Origin of the sequence: Streptomyces winkii (assembly GCF_032248595.1) — a bacterium.
In the GTDB taxonomy this organism is placed as follows: domain Bacteria; phylum Actinomycetota; class Actinomycetes; order Streptomycetales; family Streptomycetaceae; genus Streptomyces; species Streptomyces winkii.
The window spans coordinates 270,108-290,564 of sequence record NZ_JASTTH010000003.1; the positions used below are offsets into that span (position 1 = coordinate 270,108).

The following is a 20,457-nucleotide window of genomic DNA, read 5'->3' on the forward strand; positions in this document are numbered from 1 at the left end:
AGTTAAGGACCGTGGCACCGAACGCCATCGACCAGACGCGCAGGATGCTGTCCCTGGTCACCTACCTTCGCGACCGTCCCGGCGCCCGTATCGACGACGTGGCCCGCGCCTTCGGCATCAGCTCCGACGAGCTGATCTCCGATCTCGACGTGCTGCCGATGTGCGGCACCAGCTTCCGCGGCGGCGACCTGCTGGAGATCGACACCGACGGCGAGCGGATCTGGTGGCGCAACGCCGACGCCCTGGGCAGCGACACGGCGCAGCCGCTGCGCCTCGCCTCCGACGAGGCCACGGCCCTGCTCGTCGCCGCCCGGGCCGTGGCCACGCTGCCGGGTCTGCGCGAGAGCGACCGCGACGCGCTGCGGCGGGCCACCGCCAAGCTGGAGGAGGCGGCGGGGGAGAGCGCCGGCGCCAGCTCGCGGCTGTCCGTCACCTTCGAGTCGGAGGGCGGGGTCTTCGCCGACGTGGACCGCGCCATCGCCGAGCAGCGCAGGCTCTGGCTGCGCTACTACTCGCCGGCGCGCGACGAGCTCACCGAGCGTGAAGTGGATCCGATCCGGCTCTTCGCCGTCGGCCACACGTATCTCGAGGCGTGGTGCAGGCTCTCGGAGGCCCGCCGTACGTTCCGGCTGGACCGGGTCGCGGAGATCCGGCTGCTCCAGGAGCCCGCCGACCCGCCCCCGATGGAGGTCCGCGATCTGAGCGAAGGGCTCGTGCAGCCCTCCGCGGAGGACCCGGAGGTCGTCGTCGAGGTCGGCCCCGGAGGCCGCTGGGTCGCCGAGTACTACCCGTACGACAGCGCCGAGGAGTTGCCCGACGGAGGGCTGCGCGTCACCCTGCGCACCCCCGACCCGGCGTCGCTGCGGCGGCTCGCGCTGCGGCTGGGCCGCGACGGCAGGATCGTCGAGCCACGTGAACTCGCCGACAGCGCACGGGAAGCGGCGCGCACGGCGCTGGCGGCGTACGGGGAGTGAGACTGCTCGCGGGGCTCCTCCGGCCGCCCCACTAGGCTCGGCTCATGCTCTGGCCCATGTTCTTTCTCGCGCTCGCCTTCTGCGGAATCGCCGTGCTCGGCGTGCTGGCCGTCCGGGTCGGCCTGGAGGTGCGCAACTTCAGCCGGGCGGTCGGCGACAGCTCGGAGCGGATCACCCGCGCCGCGGAGGACCTCGAACGGGCGGCCGTGCCGCTGGCCGGGCGGGCGGGTGCCGCACGTGACGCACGGGGCGACGTGAACGGTGACGTACGGAGCGACGGGCCGGGTGACGTACGCGGTGACGCGGGCGGGCATCCGCAGGCCGGCGGACGCGCGGCGGGCCGCGAACACCCGTGATGCGCGGTCCGGTACGTGGCCCACGGCACACGCCTCGGTGCGAGCCCGGCCTATAGCACAAGCGCGTGGGCGGCGGCTGTGCGCACGCGCCCTGCCTGGCCCGTACCTTTGAGCGGTAAGCTGCACTGAGCCGCGTCGCGGCGGTGGGCGAGCGCAACCTCGCGTCCTTACGGGCATTGCCCGTCGTTCAGGCCACAGGGTTACGATCGCTGAGAGCACTCGCTTGACGCAGCCCGTCCGATTCATACGGCAGGCAAGGACACACGCCGGCCCCGGCGAGAAGGTAGTGGCACATGATCGGCAACCTGAAGCCCCTGGAGATCGTTCTGATCGTCCTGGTCATCCTGCTGCTGTTCGGCGCCAAGAAGCTTCCGGACATGGCCCGTTCGCTCGGCAAGTCTGCCCGCATCCTCAAGAGCGAGGCCAAGCAGATGAAGAAGGACGGCGACGACGGCGAGACCGGCACCGGCACGGGCGCCTCCGCCGACTCCCAGCAGGCGCCGAGGACCATCCAGGCCGCTCCCGGCGACGTCGCGAGTTCGCGGCCCGTCACCGAGCCGGCCAACCAGAAGCAGCAGAACCAGTCGTCCTGACCGCTGAGTGAGTCCGCCGTACCCGAGCGGTACGGTCCTTCCGGCATTTCCGACACTTCAGACAACGAGGACCTGGGTTGCTCAAGTCGGCCCGTAGACAGGGCAAAAGGGAGAAGGACCCCGAGGGGCGGATGCCCCTCGCGGACCACTTGCGGGAGCTGCGCAACCGGCTGATGAAGGCGGTGCTGGCGATCCTCGTCGTCACCGTCGTGGCGATGATCTACTACAAGCCGATCGCCGACTTCCTCACCGATCCGGTGCGGGATTCCGTCGGCTGCACGCAGGGCTTCGGGCGCGCCGCCGAGGACGGCGAGTCCTGCGCCGAGATCACCATCAACGGCTTGATCGCGCCGTTCACGATCATGCTCAAGGTCGCGCTGATGGCCGGCGTGGTTGCCGCCTCCCCGATCTGGCTCCACCAGCTGTGGGCGTTCCTCGCCCCCGGTCTGCACAAGCACGAGAAGAAGTACGCGCGCGCCTTCGTCGGCGCCGGCGTCCCGCTCTTCCTCGGCGGCGCCTATCTCGCGTACCTGATCCTTCCCCAGGCGGCCGCGGCTCTCCTCGAGTTCACTCCGGAAGGCACCGGCAACCTGATCCCGCTGGACGACTTCATCGACATCGTCACGCGGCTGGTGATCGTCTTCGGGCTCGCCTTCGAACTTCCGCTGCTGCTGGTGATGCTCAACCTCACCGGCGTCCTCAGCGCGCGCCGGCTGCTGAGCTGGTGGCGGGTGATGGTGCTGTGCATCACGATCTTCTCCGCCATCGCCACGCCCACGGGCGATCCGCTGACGATGGCGGCCCTGGCGGCGCCGATCGTGCTGCTCTACTTCGGGGCCGTGGCGGTCTGCTTCTTCAACGACCGGCGCCGCAGCCGTAACGACCCGTACGCCGCGCTGGACGACGACGAGGCGTCGCAGATCGACAACCCCGACGCCCTGGAGGAGGGCGAGAGCGTCCCCGCGCCGCGCGCACTGCCCGAGGGCGAGTCCGGCGACGCGGGCGGCTCCCGCGGGCGGGACGGACAGGACGGTTACGGCGACGCGACCTGAGCCGGTATGGTCCGCGCGTGACCAGCGAGATCACCCTCTTCGTCAATCCCACCGCGGGCCGCGGCCGTGCCGCCGGCGCCGCGCAGCCCGCCGCTGAGGCACTGCGCCAGGCCGGCTTCGCCGTACGTACCGTCGTCGGCAACGACGCCGATGACGCGCTCGTGCGGGCGCGCGAGGCCGTGCAGGCCGGCACCGGCGCGCTGATCGCCGTCGGCGGCGACGGCATGTCCTCCCTGGCGCTCCAGGCCGTCGCCGGTACGGACACTCCGCTCGGCGTCGTCGGCGTGGGCACGGGCAACGACTTCGCGCGCTCCACCGGGCTGCCCGTGCGGCAGCCCGCCGAGGCCGGGCGGCTCGTCGCCGAGGCGCTCAAGGCCGGGCACGAGCGCCGCATCGACCTCGGCAGAGCGGGAGAGCGCTGGTTCGGCTCGGTGCTCGCCTCGGGCTTCGACTCACGCGTCAACGACCGGGGCAACCGGATGCGCTGGCCCGCCGGCAAGATCAAGTACGACCTGGCGATCCTCGCCGAACTGGCTGCCTTCAAGACCATCCCGTACCGGATCACGCTCGACGACGGCGAGCCGATGGAGATCGAGGCCACGCTGGTGGCCGTCGGCAACGGCCCGTCGTACGGCGGCGGCATGCGCATATGTCACGGCGCCGAGATGGACGACGGTCTCTTCGACGTGACGGTCGTAGGGGAGTGCAGCCGTGCGACGCTGCTGCGCGTCTTCCCCCGCGTCTACAAGGGCACCCATCTGTCCCATCCCGTCGTCACGACTTACCGGGCGCGGAGCGTGCGCCTGGAGGCGCCGGATGTGACGGGGTACGCGGACGGTGAACCGCTTGGGCCACTGCCGCTGACGGCGCAGGTCGTTCCGCGGGCGGTGCGGCTGCTGGTAGGGGAGTAGTGATCGTGAGCGGTGTCGGAGGTGCCCGGTAGGCTCGTAGTCACGATGACCGAGGACCTCTCCCCCGCAGAGCGGTATGCACTGGCGCGGCTGCGCGCCGCAGAGCAGGCCACCGCTCTCGCCCCCTTCCGTGACCTGTACGACTTCGATCTCGACGAGTTCCAGATCGAGGCGTGCCGAGCGCTCGAAGCCGGGAAGGGAGTGCTGGTCGCGGCGCCGACGGGCTCGGGCAAGACGATCGTCGGCGAATTCGCCGTGCATCTCGCGCTCACGCAGGGCCGCAAGTGCTTCTACACGACGCCGATCAAGGCGCTGTCCAACCAGAAGTTCAACGACCTGGTCAGGCGGCACGGCGCGGACCGGGTGGGCCTGCTGACCGGGGACAACAGCGTCAACGCCGACGCCCCCGTCATCGTCATGACCACAGAGGTCCTGCGGAACATGCTCTACGCCGGATCTCAGGCGCTCGCCGGTCTCGGCTACGTGGTCATGGACGAGGTGCACTATCTCTCCGACCGGTTCCGCGGCGCCGTCTGGGAAGAGGTGATCATCCACCTTCCCGAATCGGTGACGCTGGTCTCGCTGTCGGCCACCGTCTCCAACGCCGAGGAGTTCGGGGACTGGCTGGACACCGTCCGCGGCGACACCGAGGTGATCGTCTCCGAGCACCGGCCGGTGCCCCTGTGGCAGCACGTGCTGGCGGGGCGCCGCATGTACGACCTGTTCGAGGAGAAGGGCGACAAGCGCGAGGTCAACCCCGACCTGGTGCGCATGGCCCGCATGGAGAACAGCCGCATCACCGGTCCGCGCGACCGCCGCCGCGGCAGCCCGCGCAGAGAGGCCGACCGGGAGCGGGAGCGGCGCCAGCGAGCGCGCGTGTGGACGCCGGGCCGCCCCGAGGTCATCGACAGGCTGGACTCGGAGGGCCTGCTTCCGGCCATCACCTTCATCTTCAGCCGTGCGGGCTGCGAGGCCGCGGTGCAGCAGTGCCTCTACGCCGGGCTGCGGCTCAACGACAGCGCGGCGCGGGCGCGCGTACGCGACATCGTCGAGGAGCGCACGGCCGACATCCCCGACTCCGACCTGCACGTCCTCGGGTACTTCGAGTGGCTGGAGGGCCTGGAGCGGGGCATCGCGGCTCACCACGCGGGCATGCTGCCCACCTTCAAGGAGGTCGTGGAGGAGCTGTTCGTACGGGGCCTGGTCAAGGCCGTCTTCGCGACGGAGACCCTCGCGCTCGGGATCAACATGCCGGCCCGTTCGGTGGTGCTGGAGAAGCTGGTCAAGTGGAACGGGGAGCAGCACGCGGACATCACGCCCGGCGAGTTCACACAGCTGACCGGACGGGCCGGGCGCCGCGGCATCGACATCGAGGGCCACGCGGTGGTGCTGTGGCAGCGCGGCATGGACCCGGGGGCGCTGGCGGGGCTGGCCGGCACGCGCACGTATCCGCTGCGGTCGTCCTTCAAGCCGTCGTACAACATGGCCGTCAACCTCGTCGGCCAGTTCGGGCGGCACACCTCGCGTGAACTGCTGGAGACGTCCTTCGCGCAGTTCCAGGCGGACCGCTCGGTCGTGGGCATCTCCCGGCAGGTGCAGCGCAACGAGGAGGGCCTGGAGGGCTACCGCGAGTCCATGACGTGCCACCTCGGCGACTTCGAGGAGTACTCGCGGCTGCGCCGCCGGCTGAAGGACCGCGAGACGGAACTCGCCAAGCAGGGCGCGTTGCAGCGCAGGGCTCAGGCGGCCGCGGCGCTGGAGAAGCTGAAGCCGGGCGACGTGATCCATGTGCCCACGGGCAAGTACGCCGGGCTGGCGCTGGTCCTCGACCCCGGGACGGGCGGGGGCGGCCGCGGTCCCGCACAGCACCGCGGCTGGCAGCAGCAGGAGGGGCCGCGTCCTCTCGTACTGACGGCGCAGCGGCAGGTGAAGCGGCTGGGGGCCATCGACTTCCCGGTGCCCGTCGAGCCGCTGGAGCGGATGCGCATCCCGCGCTCGTTCAACGCCCGCAGCCCCGCCTCGCGCCGCGACCTGGCCTCGGCCCTCCGCACGAAGGCCGGGCACCACGCGCCTCCGCGGCACCGCAAGCAGCGCGCGGCGGGAGCGGACGACGAGGAGATCGCGAAGCTGCGCGCCGAGATCCGCCGCCACCCCTGCCACGGCTGCGACGAGCGGGAGGACCACGCCCGGTGGGCGGAGCGGTACCACCGCCTCAAGCGGGACACGCGCCAGCTGGAGCGCAAGATCGAGGGCCGTACGAACACCATCGCCCGCACCTTCGACCGGGTCTCGGCGCTGCTGACGGAGCTGGGCTACCTCCGCGGCGACGAGGTCACGGAGGACGGACGCCGGCTGGCGCGGCTCTACGGAGAGCTGGATCTGCTGGCGAGCGAGTGCCTCCGCGACCGAGTCTGGGAGGGCCTGCCGCCGTCCGAACTGGCCGCCTGCGTCTCGGCGTTGGTGTACGAGTCGCGTGCTGCCGACGACGCGCTGCCGCCGAAGCTGCCGGGTGGCGGCGCACGCGAGGCCCTGGAGGAGATGGTCCGCATCTGGGGCCGTCTGGACGCGCTGGAGGAGGAGCACGGCATCAGCCAGACCGAGGGCGTCGGTCAGCGCGAGCCCGATCTGGGCTTCGCCTGGGCCGCGTACCGGTGGGCCGAGGGCCACGGCCTGGATTCGGTGCTGCGCGACGCCGACATGCCCGCCGGAGACTTCGTGCGCTGGTGCAAGCAGTGCATCGACGTGCTGGGGCAGATAGCGGTGGCGGCGCCGGACGGCGGGGACGTGGCGAAGAACGCGCGCAGGGCGCTCGAGTCGATGCGGCGCGGGGTCGTGGCGTACACGAGCGTGGGCTGACCCGGCGGGGGCCGCCGAACGGCTCGCGGGCTCCGCACAGCTGAACAGGCCCGGAGGTGGCGCATGTTGGCCGGGCGCGCCGTGCGGGCATGTACATCGCGCCCTGATGTCTCGTGCCGCGGGAGGCCGATGTGCGCACCACGTCCGGATCCAGTGCCAGGCGCAGGTTCAGAGGAAGACTCGGGCGCGGCTTCCGGCTCGGCGTCAGACCCCGGAGCGCGTCGACGTCGCCGCCCGCGCCGTCGCTCTCGTCCCGGTCCCGGGCCGGGCGCTGGGCGGCCGCGACGGCCGCCCTCGCCGCGGTGGCGACGCTCTCGTCGGCGTCGCCCGCAGCACGGCCCGCTCAGGCGCCGTCCGGGGCCGACGGACTCCGCGTCACCCAGATCCAGGCGATGGCCACGCACAACAGCTACCACCGTGAAGCACCCTTCGCCGAGCAGCAGTTGATGGCCCGACACGACCCCGGCTTCTCCACGCTGCTCTACAGCCACGCGTCGCTGCCGATGCAGTTCTCACGCCAGCAGGCCCGCGGCATCGAGCTGGACGTCTTCCCCGACCCGGACGGCGGTCTCTACGCCGACCCCCTGATCCGCAAGGACGCCGGGCTGCCCCCGCAGGACGATCCGGAGCTGCGCGAGCCGGGCTTCAAGGTGATGCACTGGGCCGACTTCGACTACCACAGCAGCTGCGTCAGCCTGAAGCGCTGCCTGACGCAGGTGAAGCAGTGGTCCGAGCGGCGCCCCGGCCACGTCCCGGTGCCCGTCCTCCTCGAACTCAAGGAGACCGACCCGGAGATGGAGGCCCGCGGCGGCGCGAAGAGCCCGCCCTGGGACACGAAGATGCTCGACGCGCTGGACGCCGAGATCCGTACCGTCTTCCCGGACGACGCGACGCTGACGGCCGACGACATCCGCCGCCCCGGCGAGACGCTGGAGGAGTCCGTGCGCGAGCACGGCTGGCCCCGGCTGTCCGCCGCCCGCGGCAAGGTGATGTTCCTGATGGACAACGACGACCAGAAGCTCCAGGACGCCTACCGTGCCGGCGGCCGGGAGAGCCTCCAGGGCAGGGTGCTGTTCACCGACTCCGAACCGGGCCGCCCCGACGCCGCGTTCATGAAGGTCAACGATCCGACCGGCCCCAACAAGGCCGTCATCCAGGATCTGGTGAAGCAGGGTTACTTCGTACGGACCCGCTCCGACGAACCGCTCGACCAGGCGGCCGGCGGCGACACCGGCATGCTGCGCGACGCGCTCGCCTCCGGCGCCCAGATGGTCTCGACCGACTTCCCCGTCCCCGGTCTCGCCGCACGCTACGGCTCCGACTACGTGGCCGAACTCCCGCGTGGCAGCGGCCCGGTGAGGTGCAATCCGGTCACGGCTCCGGAGCCGGTGTGCCCGGGCGTCCGCATGGAGCGCTGAGCTCCCGGAAAACCGCTCGTGGGGCCCGGCCGCTCCCCCGTACCGTGACCGCGTCGATGACACACGGAACGTCGACGACACGGAACGGGGGAGCGGCGCCATGGTTCAGCACGGCGAGGGGTGGGCGGACGAGGGCTTCGGAGCCGTCGCCGACGCCTTCTCACGCAACGTCGCCGAAGCGCCCGAACTGGGGGCGGCCGTAGCGGTGTTCGTGGGCGGACGCAAAGTCGTCGATCTGTGGGGCGGCATCGCGGACGAGCGCACCGGGCGGCCGTGGCGCCAGGAGACGGCCGTCCCGGTCTTCTCCTGCGCCAAGGGCATCGTGAGCCTGTGCGCCCATCTCCTCGCGCAGGAAGGCCACTTGGACCTCGACGCGCCGGTGAGCCGTTACTGGCCCGAGTTCGCGCAGCACGGCAAGGAGGCCGTCACCTGCCGAATGGTCCTCGGGCACCGGGCCGGGCTGCCGGTGCTGGACCGGTCGCCGGGATTCGAGGAGATCGCCGCATGGACGCCCGTGATCCGGGCCATCGAGGAGCAGAAGCCCCTGTGGGAGCCCGGCACGGCGTACGAGTACCACGGCCACGTCTTCGGCTTCCTCATCGGGGAGGTCGTCCGGCGCATCACCGGGCTCACCCCGGGCGCGTACTTCCGCCGCACCGTCGGCGATCCGCTGGGGCTGCGGGCCTGGATCGCGGTGCCCCGCGCGGAGACCGGCGACCTGGCACGGCTGGTCGAGGCCGAGGGGCGTCCCGAACTGCCGCCCCCGGACTCGCTGATCACGCGCATTGTGACGATGAACGGTGCGCTGACCTTCCCCGGGCTCGACGAGCCGCACGGGTGGAACGATCCGGCGCTGCTCGGCATGGAGCTGCCGGGGGCGGGCGGCGCGGCCTCCGCGAGCGGGCTCGCCGGGCTGTACGCGGCGGCGGTGACGGGCATCGACGGAGGGCCGCGGCTGCTCGCCGCGGAGACCGTCGGCGCGGCCGTGCGTGAGACCTCGTCGGGCGAGACGTGGTCCGGACTCGACCTCGGCCAGCGCTGGGGATCGGGCTTCCTGCTCGACTCGGAGTCCCGCCCGCTGCTCGGTGCGCGCAGCTTCGCCAACGACGGAGCGGGAGGCCAGTTCGGCTTCGGCGACGACGAGGCGGGCGTGGGCTTCGGGTACGTGGCAAACCGGATGATCGGTTACGGAGACGCCCGCGCCAGGCGGCTGACCGACGCCCTGCGCGGCTGTCTCGGCGCCTGACCGCCCGCCGACCGGGGCGAGGCCGGGCGGTGTCACCGCCCGCGGCCCCAGGGTCCGCGGCCCGGTGTCCGTCAGGGCCGCGAGCTGCCCGGAGCCTCCTGCTCCGCCTCCACCTGGGCCTTCCACTCCTTCTTCGACTCCTGCCAGCCGTCCTCGTCGTGGCCCAGTCGCCAGTAGCCCGAGACGGACAACTGATCGCGCTCCAGGCCGCGTTCGAGGCGCAGATGGCGGCGGAGCTCCTTCACGAAGCCCGCCTCACCGTGCACGAACGCCTGCGGCGTGCCGGGCGGGAACTCCAGCGCCCGTACGGCCTCGATCAGGGCCTTCCCGACGCGGGCCCCCCGGCGGTGCAGCCACACCACGCTCGCGGTGTCGGGGGCGCTCAGCTTCTGCTCCTCGCGCGCGTCCTCGACCTCGATCAGCGCCCGTACGCACGCGTCCGCGGGCATCGCTTCGAGCGCCGCGCCGATGGCGGGCAGGGCGCTCTCGTCGCCGGCGAGCAGATGCCAGTCGGCGTCCGGCGAGGGGGAGTAGGCGCCGCCCGGGCCGAGGAAGCGGATCTCGTCGCCGGGCCGTGCGCTCCGCGCCCACGGTCCGGCCAGGCCCTCGTCGCCGTGGACGACGAAGTCGAGCGTCAGCTCCCTCGCCGAGGGCGCCCAGGTCCGCACCGTGTACGTACGGGTCACGGGCCACTGGTCGCGCGGGAAGTCCGCTCGGATGCGGGCGATGTCGAAGGGCTCGGGATACTCCACGCCCGGGACCGGGAAGAGCAGCTTGACGTAGTGATCCGTGTGCTCGCCCGCCTCGAACTCCGCCAGGCCGGGGCCGCCGAGCACGACGCGCACCATGTGCGGCGTCAACTGCTCGGTGCGGACCACGCGGGCGTGGTGGACCAGATTCTTGCTGCGGGCCGTGCGGTCTGCCACGTGGGACTCCAGGAAGGGCGCGGAAGCGGGAAATCGGAGAGACCAGGGTGGTTAGGGTTACCTAAGTTCTCCCAACGTACCACTCCGGCCCGCTCACGGCCTCGCGCGGACCGGCCCGTACCGGCTCGGCGAGGGACCGGCTCAGCGAGGAAGAGCCCCGCGGCGGTCCGGCCCGTACCGGCCCGGGGGCTGCGGGCCCCGGCGGTCGCCGACGCGGTTCAGCGCGCCCTCTCCGCCAGCACGTTCAGCAGCCGCTCCAGCGAGCCGCCCAGCCCCCACCGCTCCGCCAGCGCGTCCAGGGCCCGCGGATCGCGCGGCTCGACCGGCAGCGAGGCGTCGAACTCGGGCAGCTCGACGTCTCCCGCGACCCGCACCACCTTCGGCGCCACGGCCAGATAGGGACGCGCCTCGGCGAGGCGCTTGCGCTGTGCGGGCGTGATCGCGGAGCCCGGGTCCTCGGCCGCGGCGATGATTCCCGCCAGGTCGCCGTAGCGCTCCAGAAGCTTCGCGGCGGTCTTCTCGCCGATGCCCTGCACGCCGGGCAGCCCGTCGCTCGGGTCGCCGCGCAGCAGGGCCAGATCGGCGTAACCCCCGCCGTCCACGCCGTACTTGGAGCGCAGCGCCGCGCCGTCGTAGACGTCGAGGGTGCCCACGCCCTTGACCGGATACAGCACCCGCACGCCCCGCTCGTCGTCGATCAGCTGGAACAGGTCGCGGTCGCCGGTGACGATGTCCACGGGCGAGTCGGCGCGGGCGGTGAGGGTGCCGATGACGTCGTCCGCCTCGTAGCCCGCCGCGCCGACACGGGCGATGCCGATCGCGTCCAGCACCTCGTCGATGACCGGCACCTGGGGGCTGAGCGTGTCCGGGATCTCCTCCGCGTCAGGACCGGCGGCCACCTCCTCGGCGACGCGGTGCGCCTTGTACGACGGGATGAGCTCGACGCGCCACTGCGGGCGCCAGTCGAAGTCCATGCAGGCCACGAGGGATTCCGGGCCGCGGTTGCTCACCAGCCGCGCGATGAAGTCGAGCAGCCCGCGCACCGCGTTGACCGGGGTGCCGTCGGGCGCCCTCACCGAGTCCGGCACCCCGAAGTAGGCACGGAAGTAGAGGGACGAGGTGTCCAGGAGCATCAGGCGTCGTGCGGTCGTCGTAGTCACGCACCGATGATGCCGTACGGGTCCGACAACCGGGCCGCCGAGACGCAGCGGGGAGGGCCGCCACACAGGTGCCGCGGCCACCGCCCCGCGTGCACGGGTGGCGCGAATTGGCCTGCCTCATCGGCCGATCCGGGTCTACGCTCTTCTCCGTACGAGGAACGCGCCTCCCGGCCGCCGGGGCATCCCGGCGGGCGACCACCGCGAGGCGGGCCGCCGTACGGGGGAGCGGCACCTTGGGCCGCACGGGGGGCGTACGGTGCCGGTATGGCGCACAGAAGTACCGGCACCGTGCGACGCGTCGTCTCCCTCGTCCCGTCCCTGACCGAGGCGCTGGCGGCGACAGCGCCCGGACTCCTGGTCGGCGTCACCGACTGGTGCAGCCATCCGCCCGGGCTGGAGGCCGCCCGCATCGGCGGCACAAAGAACCCGGACGTCGCGCGGATCGTCTCACTCGGCCCTGATCTCGTCGTCGCCAACGAGGAGGAGAACCGGGAGAGCGATCTCGCCGCGCTGCGCGCCGCCGGAGTGGAGATCCTCGTCACCGAAGTACGCACGCTGCCGCAGGCGTTCGCCGAACTGGAGCGGATGTTCACGGCGGGCTGCGGACTGCCGCGCCCCGGTTGGCTCGACGACGCGGAGGACGCGTGGCGCGAGGTGAGCGCGGAGTTCGACGTGCGGGCCGTCGTGCCCGTCTGGCGCCGGCCGTGGATGGTGCTGGGCCGCGACACCTTCGCCGGTGCGCTGCTGGCGCACCTCGGAGTGTGCAACGTCTACGACCGGCATGCCGATCGCTATCCGCGCGTACCCGTCGGCGAGTTGAACGGGCCGGGCCGTGCCGATCTCGTCGTACTGCCGGACGAGCCATACCGCTTCACCGCGGAGGACGGCCCGGAGGCCTTTCCCGGCCTGCCCGCCGCACTGGTCAGCGGGCGCTTTCTCACCTGGTACGGGCCGTCGCTGACGGAGGCTCCGGGCGCGCTCGCGGGGGCGCTGCGCAAGGCGCTGGGCTGAGGGACGGGCGGCCGGCGGGCCGCGGATCGCGGCGCGCGGAGGCTCCGTTCAGCCGGCTGCCGGAGCCGCCGAGGCTGCCGACGCCGCCGCCGGGGCCGTCTGCGCGCCCGGTGCGCTCTGTGCCGTGCGTGCCGCCTCCACCAGGGCGCGCATCACGCGGACGTCCTCGCCCTCTTCGGGGTGCCACTGCACGGCCAGCGTGAACGGGTGGGCGGCGCCCGGCAGTTCGAGCGCCTCGACCGTGCCGTCCGCCGCGTGCGCGCCTGCCACGAGCCCGTCGCCGAGGCGGGCCACGGCCTGGTGGTGGTACGTCGGTACGGTCACCGGCCCGGGCAGCACCTCCGCGAGCCGGGTGCCCGCCACGGGCCGCACCGCGTGCTCGGCGAAGACGCCCGGGTGCCCTCGGTGACCCTCCATGTGCTGGACGAGCGTGCCGCCCAGCAGCACGTTGAGGATCTGCATGCCGCGGCAGATGCCCAGCAGCGGCACGCGCTGCTCCAACGCGGCCCGCGCCAGGGCGAGTTCCCAGGCGTCGCGGGCGGCGTCCGACGGGCCGCAGTCCGGCTCGCGCTCGGCTCCGTACCGCACCGGTTCGACGTCCGGGCCGCCGGAGATCACCAGTCCGTCCAGCCTGCTCACGATCCGGGCGGCCTGCTCGTCCGCGTCCGGCGGCAGCAGCAGCGCACATCCGCCGGCCCGCTGTACGAGGCGGTGGTAGCCGGCGGGCAGCACCGCGGCCTCGTGCTGCCACACGCCCCAGCGGACGTCGGTCTCCATGTAGGTGCTGACGCCGATCAGCGGGGTTTGCATGACGGAAGCCTCCGGCAGCGGGATCTCGTACGTACGCTCAACAAGCCTACGGGCGCCGGGGTGCGCAGGCAGGCCGCACGTTTCTAGGAGCGCGCGTGCGGAGCCGGGGCCGGATCGTCGTCGTCGGAGTCGCGCTCCAGCTCCGCCTCGGCGGCCGCGAGCGCGGCGAACTCCTCCTCGGGGGCCGCCGCCACCAGCCGGTGCCTGCTGTAGAAGGCGAAGTAGGCGACGGCCACGCCGTAGAGGACGAAGGCGATGCCCGCCGCGGCGGGGTCCACCAGGAACGTGGCGAGGACGGCCGAACAGGCCAGTACGAAGGCGACCGAGGAGGTGACGAGCCCGCCCGGGGTCCGGTACGGACGGGGCAGCTCCGGCTCGCGGCGCCGCAGCACGATGTGCGACAGCGACATCAACACGTAGCTGATGGCCGCGCCGAAGACGGCGATGTTGAGCATCCGCGCGCCGTCGCCCGTGTAGGCGGCGAGCGAGAAGCCGATCGCGCCCGGCACCAGCAGGCCGAGGTACGGGGCCTTGCGGCGGCTCGTCAGTGACAGGAAGCGGGGGAGGTATCCGGCGCGGGAGAGGGCGAACAGCTGCCGGGACCCGGCGTAGATCAGGGAGAAGAAGGAGGCCACCAGCCCGGCCAGGCCCGCGTAGTTGACGACCCTGCTCAGCGTCGTCGCATGACCGCCGGTCGCGGCCTGGAGCGCCGCGACGAGCGGGTTGTCCGCGTCCTTGATGGCGTCCGAACCGGCCGCTCCGGCCGCGGGCACCAGCGTCAGCACGGCGAGCAGCACCAGGATGCCGATCGACCAGGCCAGCGCCTTCGGCATGGCGCGTACCGGATCGCGGGCCTCCTCCGCCGCCAGCGGCACGCCCTCGACGCCGAGGAAGAACCACATGCCGAAGGGGAACGCGGCCCAGATGCCCAGCAGGCCCAGCGGGAGCCACGAGCTGGAGCCGAACGCGTCGCCGTCCACGGCGATGTCGTTGACCGAGGCACCGCCGAAGTGCGTGAAGGCCCCGATGCAGAAGACCAGCAGAGCCGCCACGGCGATCCCGGTGACGGCGAAGCTGAAGCGCAACGCCTCGCCCACGCCCCACAGATGGATGCCGATGAAGAGCACGAAGCACACGAGATAGACGGGCCATCCGGCGTGGATGCCGAAGAGCCCGAGCGATTCGACGTAGCCGCCGATGAAGACCGCGATGGCCGCCGGGGCCAGGATGTACTCGATGAGGATGGCCGTGCCGGTCAGGAAGCCGCCCCAAGTGCCCAGCGCGCGGCGGGCGAAGCCGTAGCCGCCGCCCGCCGTCGGCAGGATCGAGGAGAGCTCCGCGAGGGAGAAGACCAGGCAGGTGTACATCGTGCCCATGAGCACGGTGGCTATCGCCAGACCGCCGAACCCGCCTTCCGCGAGGCCGAAGTTCCAGCCGGCGTAGTCACCCGAGACGACGTACGCGACGCCGAGTCCGGTCAGCAGCAGCCATCCGGCGCTGCCGCGCCGGAGCGAGCGCGCCTGGAGATAGGCCTCGGCGCTCTCAGCGCCGGTATCGGGCGACGAGTGCGAGGACTTGGTTCCATCGGCCATGACCGCTCCTACCCTCGGCATTGGTGTGGAGTCATACCTTTGCGCCGAGTAGGGCGCCGCGCAACCCCCTGCGCGTTACGCGGGAGTTACGTGGCGGCGCTTCGAGTGCCGCGCGAAGGGCCGGGCCGCTCCGCCGAAGTCGCCCTGACCGCCCACGTGACGGCCCGCGTGAGCGGTCAGGCAGGCGCTCACGTCAGGAATCCCCGCAGCAGCGCGGCCGTTCCGGCGCAGTGCTCGCGGCTGACGCCGCGGGCGCGCTCGGGATCGCCGGCCAGGACGGCCTCGACGAGCTCCGCGTGCTGCTGCTGCGCGTGCTCCAGGTTGCGCACCAGCAGCGGGATGCGGCCGAGCAGGTCGTTGACCTTTGCCCGTACGGCCGCGTACTGGGCGGTGAGCGTCGGAGAGCCGGCCAGCTCGACGAGGGTGAGGTGAAAGAGGGTGTCGCTGCGCCGGTAGTCGGAGAGGGCCGCGTTGCGGGTGGCGTCCAGTGCCGCGCGCAGCCGGGCGGCCTCGGCGTCCTCCAGGCCGCGTGACGCGCAGAGTTCGGCGGCGCCGGTCTCCAGCACCTCGCGGAAGCGCAGGGTGTCCCGTACGTCCACGTCCTCGGCGGGGCCGGCGGCGCCGAGGGCCGGCCCTCCCGCGGTGCCGGTGCCTTCCACGGGCGGCTGCGGGTGCCGCACGAAGGTCCCGCCGTACCGTCCGCGGCGGCTGGTGACCAGGCCCTGCTCGGCGAGCACCTTGAGCACCTCGCGGAGCATGACGCGGCTGATGCCGAGGCGTTCGGCGAGTTCGCGTTCGGCGGGCAGGCGTTCGCCGTCGGGAACCAGGCCCAGCCGGACGATCTGGAGTATCTGCTCCAGCGCCTCCTCGAAGCCGTTTCCGGCCCGGACCGGACGGAGCACCGCGGCGAGCCGGTCGATCTCGGGCAGCTCGTCGGCGGAACCCTCTCGCCCGGTACTGTGATCGGCTCTCACCGGCCCTCCCTCCTCGGAACCCCTTCCGAACCAATGGTCTTCCGGACTACCTTATGACTTCCCGTGGACCGACAGGAGGCCAGACGTGGCAGACCGCACACCCCCGCTCTCCGTGGACGAGTTGCGCGTGCTCGTCGAACGGGAGGAGATCGATACCGTCGCCCTGGCCTTCACCGACATGCAAGGGAGGCTGCAAGGCAAACGCTTCGCAGCGCGCCATTTCCTCGACGAGGTCCTGGAGCACGGCACCGAGGGCTGCAACTACCTCCTCGCCGTGGACGTCGACCTGAACACCGTCGACGGCTACACCATGTCCTCGTGGGAGCGCGGCTACGGCGACTTCGCCATGCACGGCGACACCAGCACGCTGCGCCTCGTCCCGTGGAACCCCGGCACGGCGATGATCACCGCCGACCTGGCGTGGCACGACGGCTCGCCCGTCGTCGCCTCCCCGCGGCAGATCCTCCGCCGCCAGCTGGACCGTCTCGAGGAGCGCGGGTGGAGCGCGTACGTGGGCACCGAGCTGGAGTTCATCGTCTTCCAGAACTCCTACGAGCAGGCGTGGGACCGCGCATACCGGGACCTGACGCCGGCGAACCAGTACAACGTCGACTACTCGATGCTCGGCACGAGCCGCGTCGAACCGCTGCTACGCCGCATCCGCAACGAGATGGGCGCCGCGGGGATGCGGGTGGAGTCCGCGAAGGGCGAGTGCAACCTCGGCCAGCACGAGATCGCCTTCCGCTACGACGAGGCGCTCACGACCTGCGACCAGCACGTCGTCTACAAGACGGGCGCCAAGGAGATCGCGGCCCAGGCGGGCCAGGCCCTCACCTTCATGGCCAAGTTCAACGAGCGGGAAGGCAATTCCTGTCACATCCATCTCTCGCTGCGCGACGAGAACGGCGCCCCCGTACTCGCCGACGACGACGGCCCGTACGGCATGTCCGACACGATGCGGCACTTCCTCGCGGGACAGCTCGCGACCATGCGCGAGTTCACGCTGCTCTACGCCCCGAACATCAACTCCTACAAGCGATTCCAGCCGGGCTCCTTCGCGCCGACCGCCGTCGCCTGGGGGCCCGACAACCGCACGTGCGCGCTGCGCGTCGTCGGGCACGGCCCCGGACACCGGCTGGAGAACCGCGTGCCGGGCGGCGACGTCAACCCGTACCTCGCCACCGCCGGGATGATCGCCGCCGGACTGCACGGCGTCGACCGGAAGCTGGAGCTGGCGGAGGCCTGCACCGGCAACGCGTACAACGGCGACGCGGAGCACGTCCCCACCACGCTGCGGGAGGCCGCCGGACTGTGGGAGGAGAGCGCCGTCGCGCGCGAGGCGTTCGGCGACGAAGTCGTCGCGCACTACCGCAACATGGCGCACGTCGAGCAGCAGGCGTACGACACGGCCGTCACGGACTGGGAGCGCTTCCGCTCCTTCGAACGCATGTGAGGAACGGGCTTTGCGGGACGAGCACCACACGAACGAACTCCCCGTCGTCAATCCGGCGACCGAGGAACTGATCACGACGGTGACCGCCGCCGGCCCGGCGGACGTCGACGCGGCGGTACGGCGGGCGGTCCGCGCGCAGAGCACGTGGGCGGCCCTGGCACCGGCCGAACGCGCCCGGCTGCTGCGGCGGTTCGCCGTCACCGTCGACGAACACCTGGAGGAACTCGCCCTCTTGGAGGTGCGGGAGGCGGGCCACCCGGTCGGCAACGCCCGCTTCGAGGCGGGCAACGTCCGCGACCTCCTCGACTACGCCGCCGGAGGCGTCGAGCGGCTCGCCGGCCGTCAGATCCCCGTCGCGGGCGGCATCGACGTGACGTTCGCGGAACCGCTCGGCGTCGTCGCCGTCATCGCGCCCTGGAACTTCCCCATGCCAGTCGCGGCCTGGGGCACCGCCCCCGCGCTGGCCGCGGGCAACGCCGTCGTCCTCAAGCCTGCCGAGACCACGCCGCTCACGGCCGTACGGCTCGGTGAACTCGCCCTGGAGGCGGGCCTGCCCGAGGGGCTCTTCCAAGTGCTGCCCGGCGAGGGGCCGGTGGCCGGCACGGCGCTGGTGGAACACCCGCGAGTGGCCAAGGTCGTCTTCACCGGCTCGACCGCCGTCGGCAAGGACATCATGGCCAGGTGCGCCGCCCGCGTGAAGCGCGTGACGCTCGAACTCGGCGGCAAGAGCCCCAACATCGTCTTCGCCGACGCCGATCTGCCCCTGGCCGCCACCGCCACCCCGGGCTCGTTCCTGGACAACACCGGGCAGGACTGCTGCGCCCGCAGCCGCATCCTCGTGCAGCGCCAGGTCTACGACCGGTTCCTTGAGCTGCTGGAGCCCGCCGTGAAGACCTTCGTGGCGGGCGATCCGGCCGATCCCGCGACCCAGATGGGCCCGCTAATCTCGCATCGCCAGCGCGAGCGCGTACGCGGCTACGTCCCCGAGGACGAGCCCGCGCTGATCCGCGGCGACGTGCCCGGCGGCAAGGGCTTCTGGTATCCGGCCACCGTCCTGGAGGGCCGGCCGGGCGACCGGCGCAGCGCTGAGGAGATCTTCGGCCCGGTCGCCGTGGCGATCCCCTTCGAGGACGAGGAGGAGGCCGTCCGCATCGCCAACGACTCCGACTACGGCCTCTCCGGCTCGATCTGGACCCGCGACGTGGGCCGTGCGCTGCGGGTCTCGCGCGGCGTCGCGGCGGGCAACCTGTCCGTCAACTCGCACAGCGCCGTGCGCTACACGACACCCTTCGGCGGCTACAAGCAGTCGGGTCTCGGCCGTGAACTCGGCCCCGACGCCCTGGCCGCCTTCACCGAGACCAAGAACGTCTTCATCAGTACGGAGGAGCAGCCGTGACCGAACCGCTCACCGACCCCTCGGGAGCAGCCTCCCAGTGCCGGCGCCTGACCGGACGCACCGCCGTCGTCACGGGTGCCGGCAGCGGAATCGGCCTCGCCTCAGCGCGGCGCCTCGCCTCGGAGGGCGCCAAGGTGGTCTGCGCCGACGTCGACGGCGAGCGCGGCAAGGCCGTGGCCGAGGAGACCGGCGGGCTGTACGTGGAGACGGACGTCACCGACGCCGCACAGGTCGAGGCCCTCTTCCGCACTGCCCACGAGACGTACGGCTCGGTCGACATCGCCTTCAACAACGCGGGCATCTCGCCCCCTGACGACGACTCGATCCTCACCACCGGCATCGACGCCTGGGAGCGCGTGCAGCAGGTGAACCTGACCTCGGTCTATCTGTGCTGCAAGCACGCCATCCCGTACATGCAGCGGCAGGGCCGCGGCTCGATCATCAACACCGCCTCGTTCGTCGCCGTGCTGGGCGCGGCCACCTCCCAGATCAGCTACACCGCGTCCAAGGGCGGAGTGCTGGCGATGTCGCGGGAGTTGGGCGTGCAGTTCGCACGCGAGGGCATCAGGGTCAACGCGATCTGCCCCGGGCCCGTGAACACCCCGCTGCTGAAGGAGCTGTTCGCCAAGGACCCGGAGCGCGCGCAGCGCCGGCTCGTGCACGTGCCGCCGGGCCGCTTCGCGGAGCCGGAGGAGATCGCCGCCGCCGTCGCCTTCCTGGCCAGCGACGACGCCTCGTTCGTCAACGCGACGGACTTCATGGTCGACGGCGGCATCTCCGGGGCGTATGTGACGCCTGTCTGACGGTGGCCGGGAGGGGGGTCCAGTCCGGTTGGCGACCGTGTGTTTCGTACACCTGTTGCCCTACAGTCGATGCGTGAGCATGACGACGCCGCCCGGCTGGTACCCCGATCCCGATCCGGCGCAGAGAGCCAACTCGCCCTCCGCGGAACGCTGGTGGGACGGCGCCTCCTGGACGGGGCAGACCCGTACGAAGGCGGCCGTCCGCGGTCCGCTCGTCGCCGGGGTCGTCGGCGCGGGGGTGCTCGCCGCGGCCCTCGTCGTCAGCGCGGTGCTCACCTTCGGCACCGGCGCGGGCGCCACCGGCCTTCCGGGCGACGAGGCCGGCCCCGAGCCCAGCAGCGAGCCGGCCCCGCCCGACGACGGGCCGGGCGCACCGGAGGAGGACCCGGACGCGCCGGGCGGGCCGGAGGGCGACGTCCCGGCCGTCGGCGTCGATCTGCCCGTACTGGAGGGCTGGGAGCACGACCCGCTCGGGCCGATGGTCACCACCGGGAAGTACAAGTGCCCCGGCAGCAAGGAGGAGAGCTGCCTGCGCGGCTCGTCCGCCATCGTCGTGGCGCCCACCGACACCGGCAGCGCGGAGGACGTGGCGAAGAACGACATCGGCCGGTTCGCCAAGCTCGCCTACAGCAAGGGGACTTACGGAGGGATCACCTCGCACGAGGCCGTCGCCTCCGAGAAGACCTCGATCGCGGGCCAGGACGCGTACCGGGTGCGCTGGAAGATCGTCAACAAGACCAAGCCGAACGCCTACGTCGAGTCCGTGGCGTTCCCGCACCCCGACGGCTCCGGGGAGATGCTGCTGATGCGCACCGGCTTCGACATCGCCGAGTCCGCACCGCCGTTGAGCGACATGGACAAACTGGCCGAAGGGGTCACCGAGGACGGCGGCGGCGACGGCTCCAGCGAGAATGTCTGAAAACCGA

17 protein-coding genes and 1 pseudogene are annotated in these 20,457 nt (G+C 72.1%); 13 read left to right on the plus strand and 5 right to left on the minus strand.

The window, feature by feature from the left end:
- Positions 1-11 precede the first annotated feature (11 nt).
- The 8 genes and pseudogenes from QQM67_RS09695 (at position 12) to QQM67_RS09730 (ending at position 9,406) form a co-directional block, all read left to right on the plus strand.
- Positions 12-974, plus strand: coding sequence for a helix-turn-helix transcriptional regulator (locus tag QQM67_RS09695; protein WP_314173275.1), 963 nt, complete (start codon positions 12-14; stop codon positions 972-974).
- A 44-nt stretch (positions 975-1,018) separates the two neighbouring features.
- A pseudogene (locus QQM67_RS09700) lies at positions 1,019-1,213 on the plus strand (hypothetical protein); the annotation flags it as partial.
- Between the two features lie 410 nt (positions 1,214-1,623).
- Positions 1,624-1,923 carry a Sec-independent protein translocase subunit TatA gene (tatA, locus tag QQM67_RS09705; RefSeq protein WP_314173276.1) on the plus strand — a complete coding sequence of 100 codons (300 nt, stop codon included), beginning with the start codon at positions 1,624-1,626 and terminating at the stop codon, positions 1,921-1,923.
- Positions 1,924-2,000: 77 nt separating this feature from the next.
- Positions 2,001-2,975, plus strand: coding sequence for a twin-arginine translocase subunit TatC (gene tatC / locus QQM67_RS09710; RefSeq protein ID WP_314173277.1), 975 nt, complete (start codon positions 2,001-2,003; stop codon positions 2,973-2,975).
- 17 nt (positions 2,976-2,992) lie between these two features.
- A complete protein-coding gene (locus QQM67_RS09715; protein WP_314173278.1) occupies positions 2,993-3,886 on the plus strand; it encodes a diacylglycerol kinase in 894 nt (297 codons plus the stop codon).
- 45 nt (positions 3,887-3,931) lie between these two features.
- Entirely contained in the window at positions 3,932-6,742 is a 2,811-nt protein-coding gene (locus QQM67_RS09720; RefSeq protein ID WP_314173279.1) for a DEAD/DEAH box helicase, read from the plus strand.
- 302 nt (positions 6,743-7,044) lie between these two features.
- Complete coding sequence (locus tag QQM67_RS09725; protein WP_314173280.1) at positions 7,045-8,160, plus strand: phosphatidylinositol-specific phospholipase C1-like protein; 1,116 nt, start codon at positions 7,045-7,047, stop codon at positions 8,158-8,160.
- Between the two features lie 100 nt (positions 8,161-8,260).
- Positions 8,261-9,406, plus strand: coding sequence for a serine hydrolase domain-containing protein (locus QQM67_RS09730; protein WP_314173281.1), 1,146 nt, complete (start codon positions 8,261-8,263; stop codon positions 9,404-9,406).
- A gap of 71 nt (positions 9,407-9,477) precedes the next feature.
- Here QQM67_RS09730 and QQM67_RS09735 read toward each other — a convergent pair whose 3' ends face one another.
- Both QQM67_RS09735 and QQM67_RS09740 read right to left on the minus strand, forming a co-directional pair.
- A complete protein-coding gene (locus tag QQM67_RS09735; RefSeq protein WP_314173282.1) occupies positions 9,478-10,332 on the minus strand; it encodes a siderophore-interacting protein in 855 nt (284 codons plus the stop codon).
- 218 nt (positions 10,333-10,550) lie between these two features.
- The gene (locus QQM67_RS09740) at positions 10,551-11,465 is read right to left on the minus strand and encodes a 5'-3' exonuclease (RefSeq protein WP_314173750.1); all 915 of its coding nucleotides are present in this window, start codon (positions 11,463-11,465) and stop codon (positions 10,551-10,553) included.
- A gap of 291 nt (positions 11,466-11,756) precedes the next feature.
- Here QQM67_RS09740 and QQM67_RS09745 point away from each other — a divergent pair, with 291 nt between their 5' ends.
- Positions 11,757-12,503 carry a helical backbone metal receptor gene (locus QQM67_RS09745; protein WP_314173283.1) on the plus strand — a complete coding sequence of 249 codons (747 nt, stop codon included), beginning with the start codon at positions 11,757-11,759 and terminating at the stop codon, positions 12,501-12,503.
- 48 nt (positions 12,504-12,551) lie between these two features.
- Here QQM67_RS09745 and QQM67_RS09750 read toward each other — a convergent pair whose 3' ends face one another.
- The 3 genes from QQM67_RS09750 to QQM67_RS09760 form a co-directional block, all read right to left on the minus strand.
- Positions 12,552-13,313, minus strand: coding sequence for a gamma-glutamyl-gamma-aminobutyrate hydrolase family protein (locus tag QQM67_RS09750; protein ID WP_314173284.1), 762 nt, complete (start codon positions 13,311-13,313; stop codon positions 12,552-12,554).
- An 83-nt stretch (positions 13,314-13,396) separates the two neighbouring features.
- Positions 13,397-14,905 (minus strand): ethanolamine permease, encoded by a 1,509-nt coding sequence (gene eat / locus QQM67_RS09755; RefSeq protein ID WP_314173285.1) that lies wholly within the window; start codon positions 14,903-14,905, stop codon positions 13,397-13,399.
- 188 nt (positions 14,906-15,093) lie between these two features.
- On the minus strand, positions 15,094-15,879 hold the full coding sequence (locus QQM67_RS09760; protein WP_314173286.1) for a FadR/GntR family transcriptional regulator: 786 nt from the start codon (positions 15,877-15,879) through the stop codon (positions 15,094-15,096).
- An 85-nt stretch (positions 15,880-15,964) separates the two neighbouring features.
- On the opposite strand from QQM67_RS09760, the gene QQM67_RS09765 reads away from it, so the two are divergent.
- From QQM67_RS09765 to QQM67_RS09780, 4 genes are all read left to right on the plus strand, one after another.
- Positions 15,965-17,332 carry a glutamine synthetase family protein gene (locus tag QQM67_RS09765; RefSeq protein ID WP_314173287.1) on the plus strand — a complete coding sequence of 456 codons (1,368 nt, stop codon included), beginning with the start codon at positions 15,965-15,967 and terminating at the stop codon, positions 17,330-17,332.
- A gap of 10 nt (positions 17,333-17,342) precedes the next feature.
- Positions 17,343-18,728 carry an aldehyde dehydrogenase family protein gene (locus QQM67_RS09770; protein ID WP_314173288.1) on the plus strand — a complete coding sequence of 462 codons (1,386 nt, stop codon included), beginning with the start codon at positions 17,343-17,345 and terminating at the stop codon, positions 18,726-18,728.
- Positions 18,725-19,531 (plus strand): 3-oxoacyl-ACP reductase, encoded by an 807-nt coding sequence (locus tag QQM67_RS09775; protein ID WP_314173289.1) that lies wholly within the window; start codon positions 18,725-18,727, stop codon positions 19,529-19,531. The genes QQM67_RS09770 and QQM67_RS09775 overlap by 4 nt, the downstream gene beginning before the upstream one ends.
- Positions 19,532-19,610: 79 nt before the next feature.
- Positions 19,611-20,450, plus strand: coding sequence for a DUF2510 domain-containing protein (locus tag QQM67_RS09780; RefSeq protein WP_314173751.1), 840 nt, complete (start codon positions 19,611-19,613; stop codon positions 20,448-20,450).
- Positions 20,451-20,457: the final 7 nt, after the last annotated feature.

Coding starts and splice junctions, on each gene's coding strand:
- tatA (WP_314173276.1), top strand. CDS start 1,624: ATGATCGGCAACCTGAAGCCCCTGGAGATCGTTCTGATCGTCCTGGTC.
- QQM67_RS09720 (WP_314173279.1), top strand. CDS start 3,932: ATGACCGAGGACCTCTCCCCCGCAGAGCGGTATGCACTGGCGCGGCTG.
- QQM67_RS09730 (WP_314173281.1), top strand. CDS start 8,261: ATGGTTCAGCACGGCGAGGGGTGGGCGGACGAGGGCTTCGGAGCCGTC.
- QQM67_RS09740 (WP_314173750.1), bottom strand. CDS start 11,465: ATGCTCCTGGACACCTCGTCCCTCTACTTCCGTGCCTACTTCGGGGTG.
- QQM67_RS09745 (WP_314173283.1), top strand. CDS start 11,757: ATGGCGCACAGAAGTACCGGCACCGTGCGACGCGTCGTCTCCCTCGTC.
- QQM67_RS09750 (WP_314173284.1), bottom strand. CDS start 13,313: ATGCAAACCCCGCTGATCGGCGTCAGCACCTACATGGAGACCGACGTC.
- eat (WP_314173285.1), bottom strand. CDS start 14,905: ATGGCCGATGGAACCAAGTCCTCGCACTCGTCGCCCGATACCGGCGCT.
- QQM67_RS09780 (WP_314173751.1), top strand. CDS start 19,611: ATGACGACGCCGCCCGGCTGGTACCCCGATCCCGATCCGGCGCAGAGA.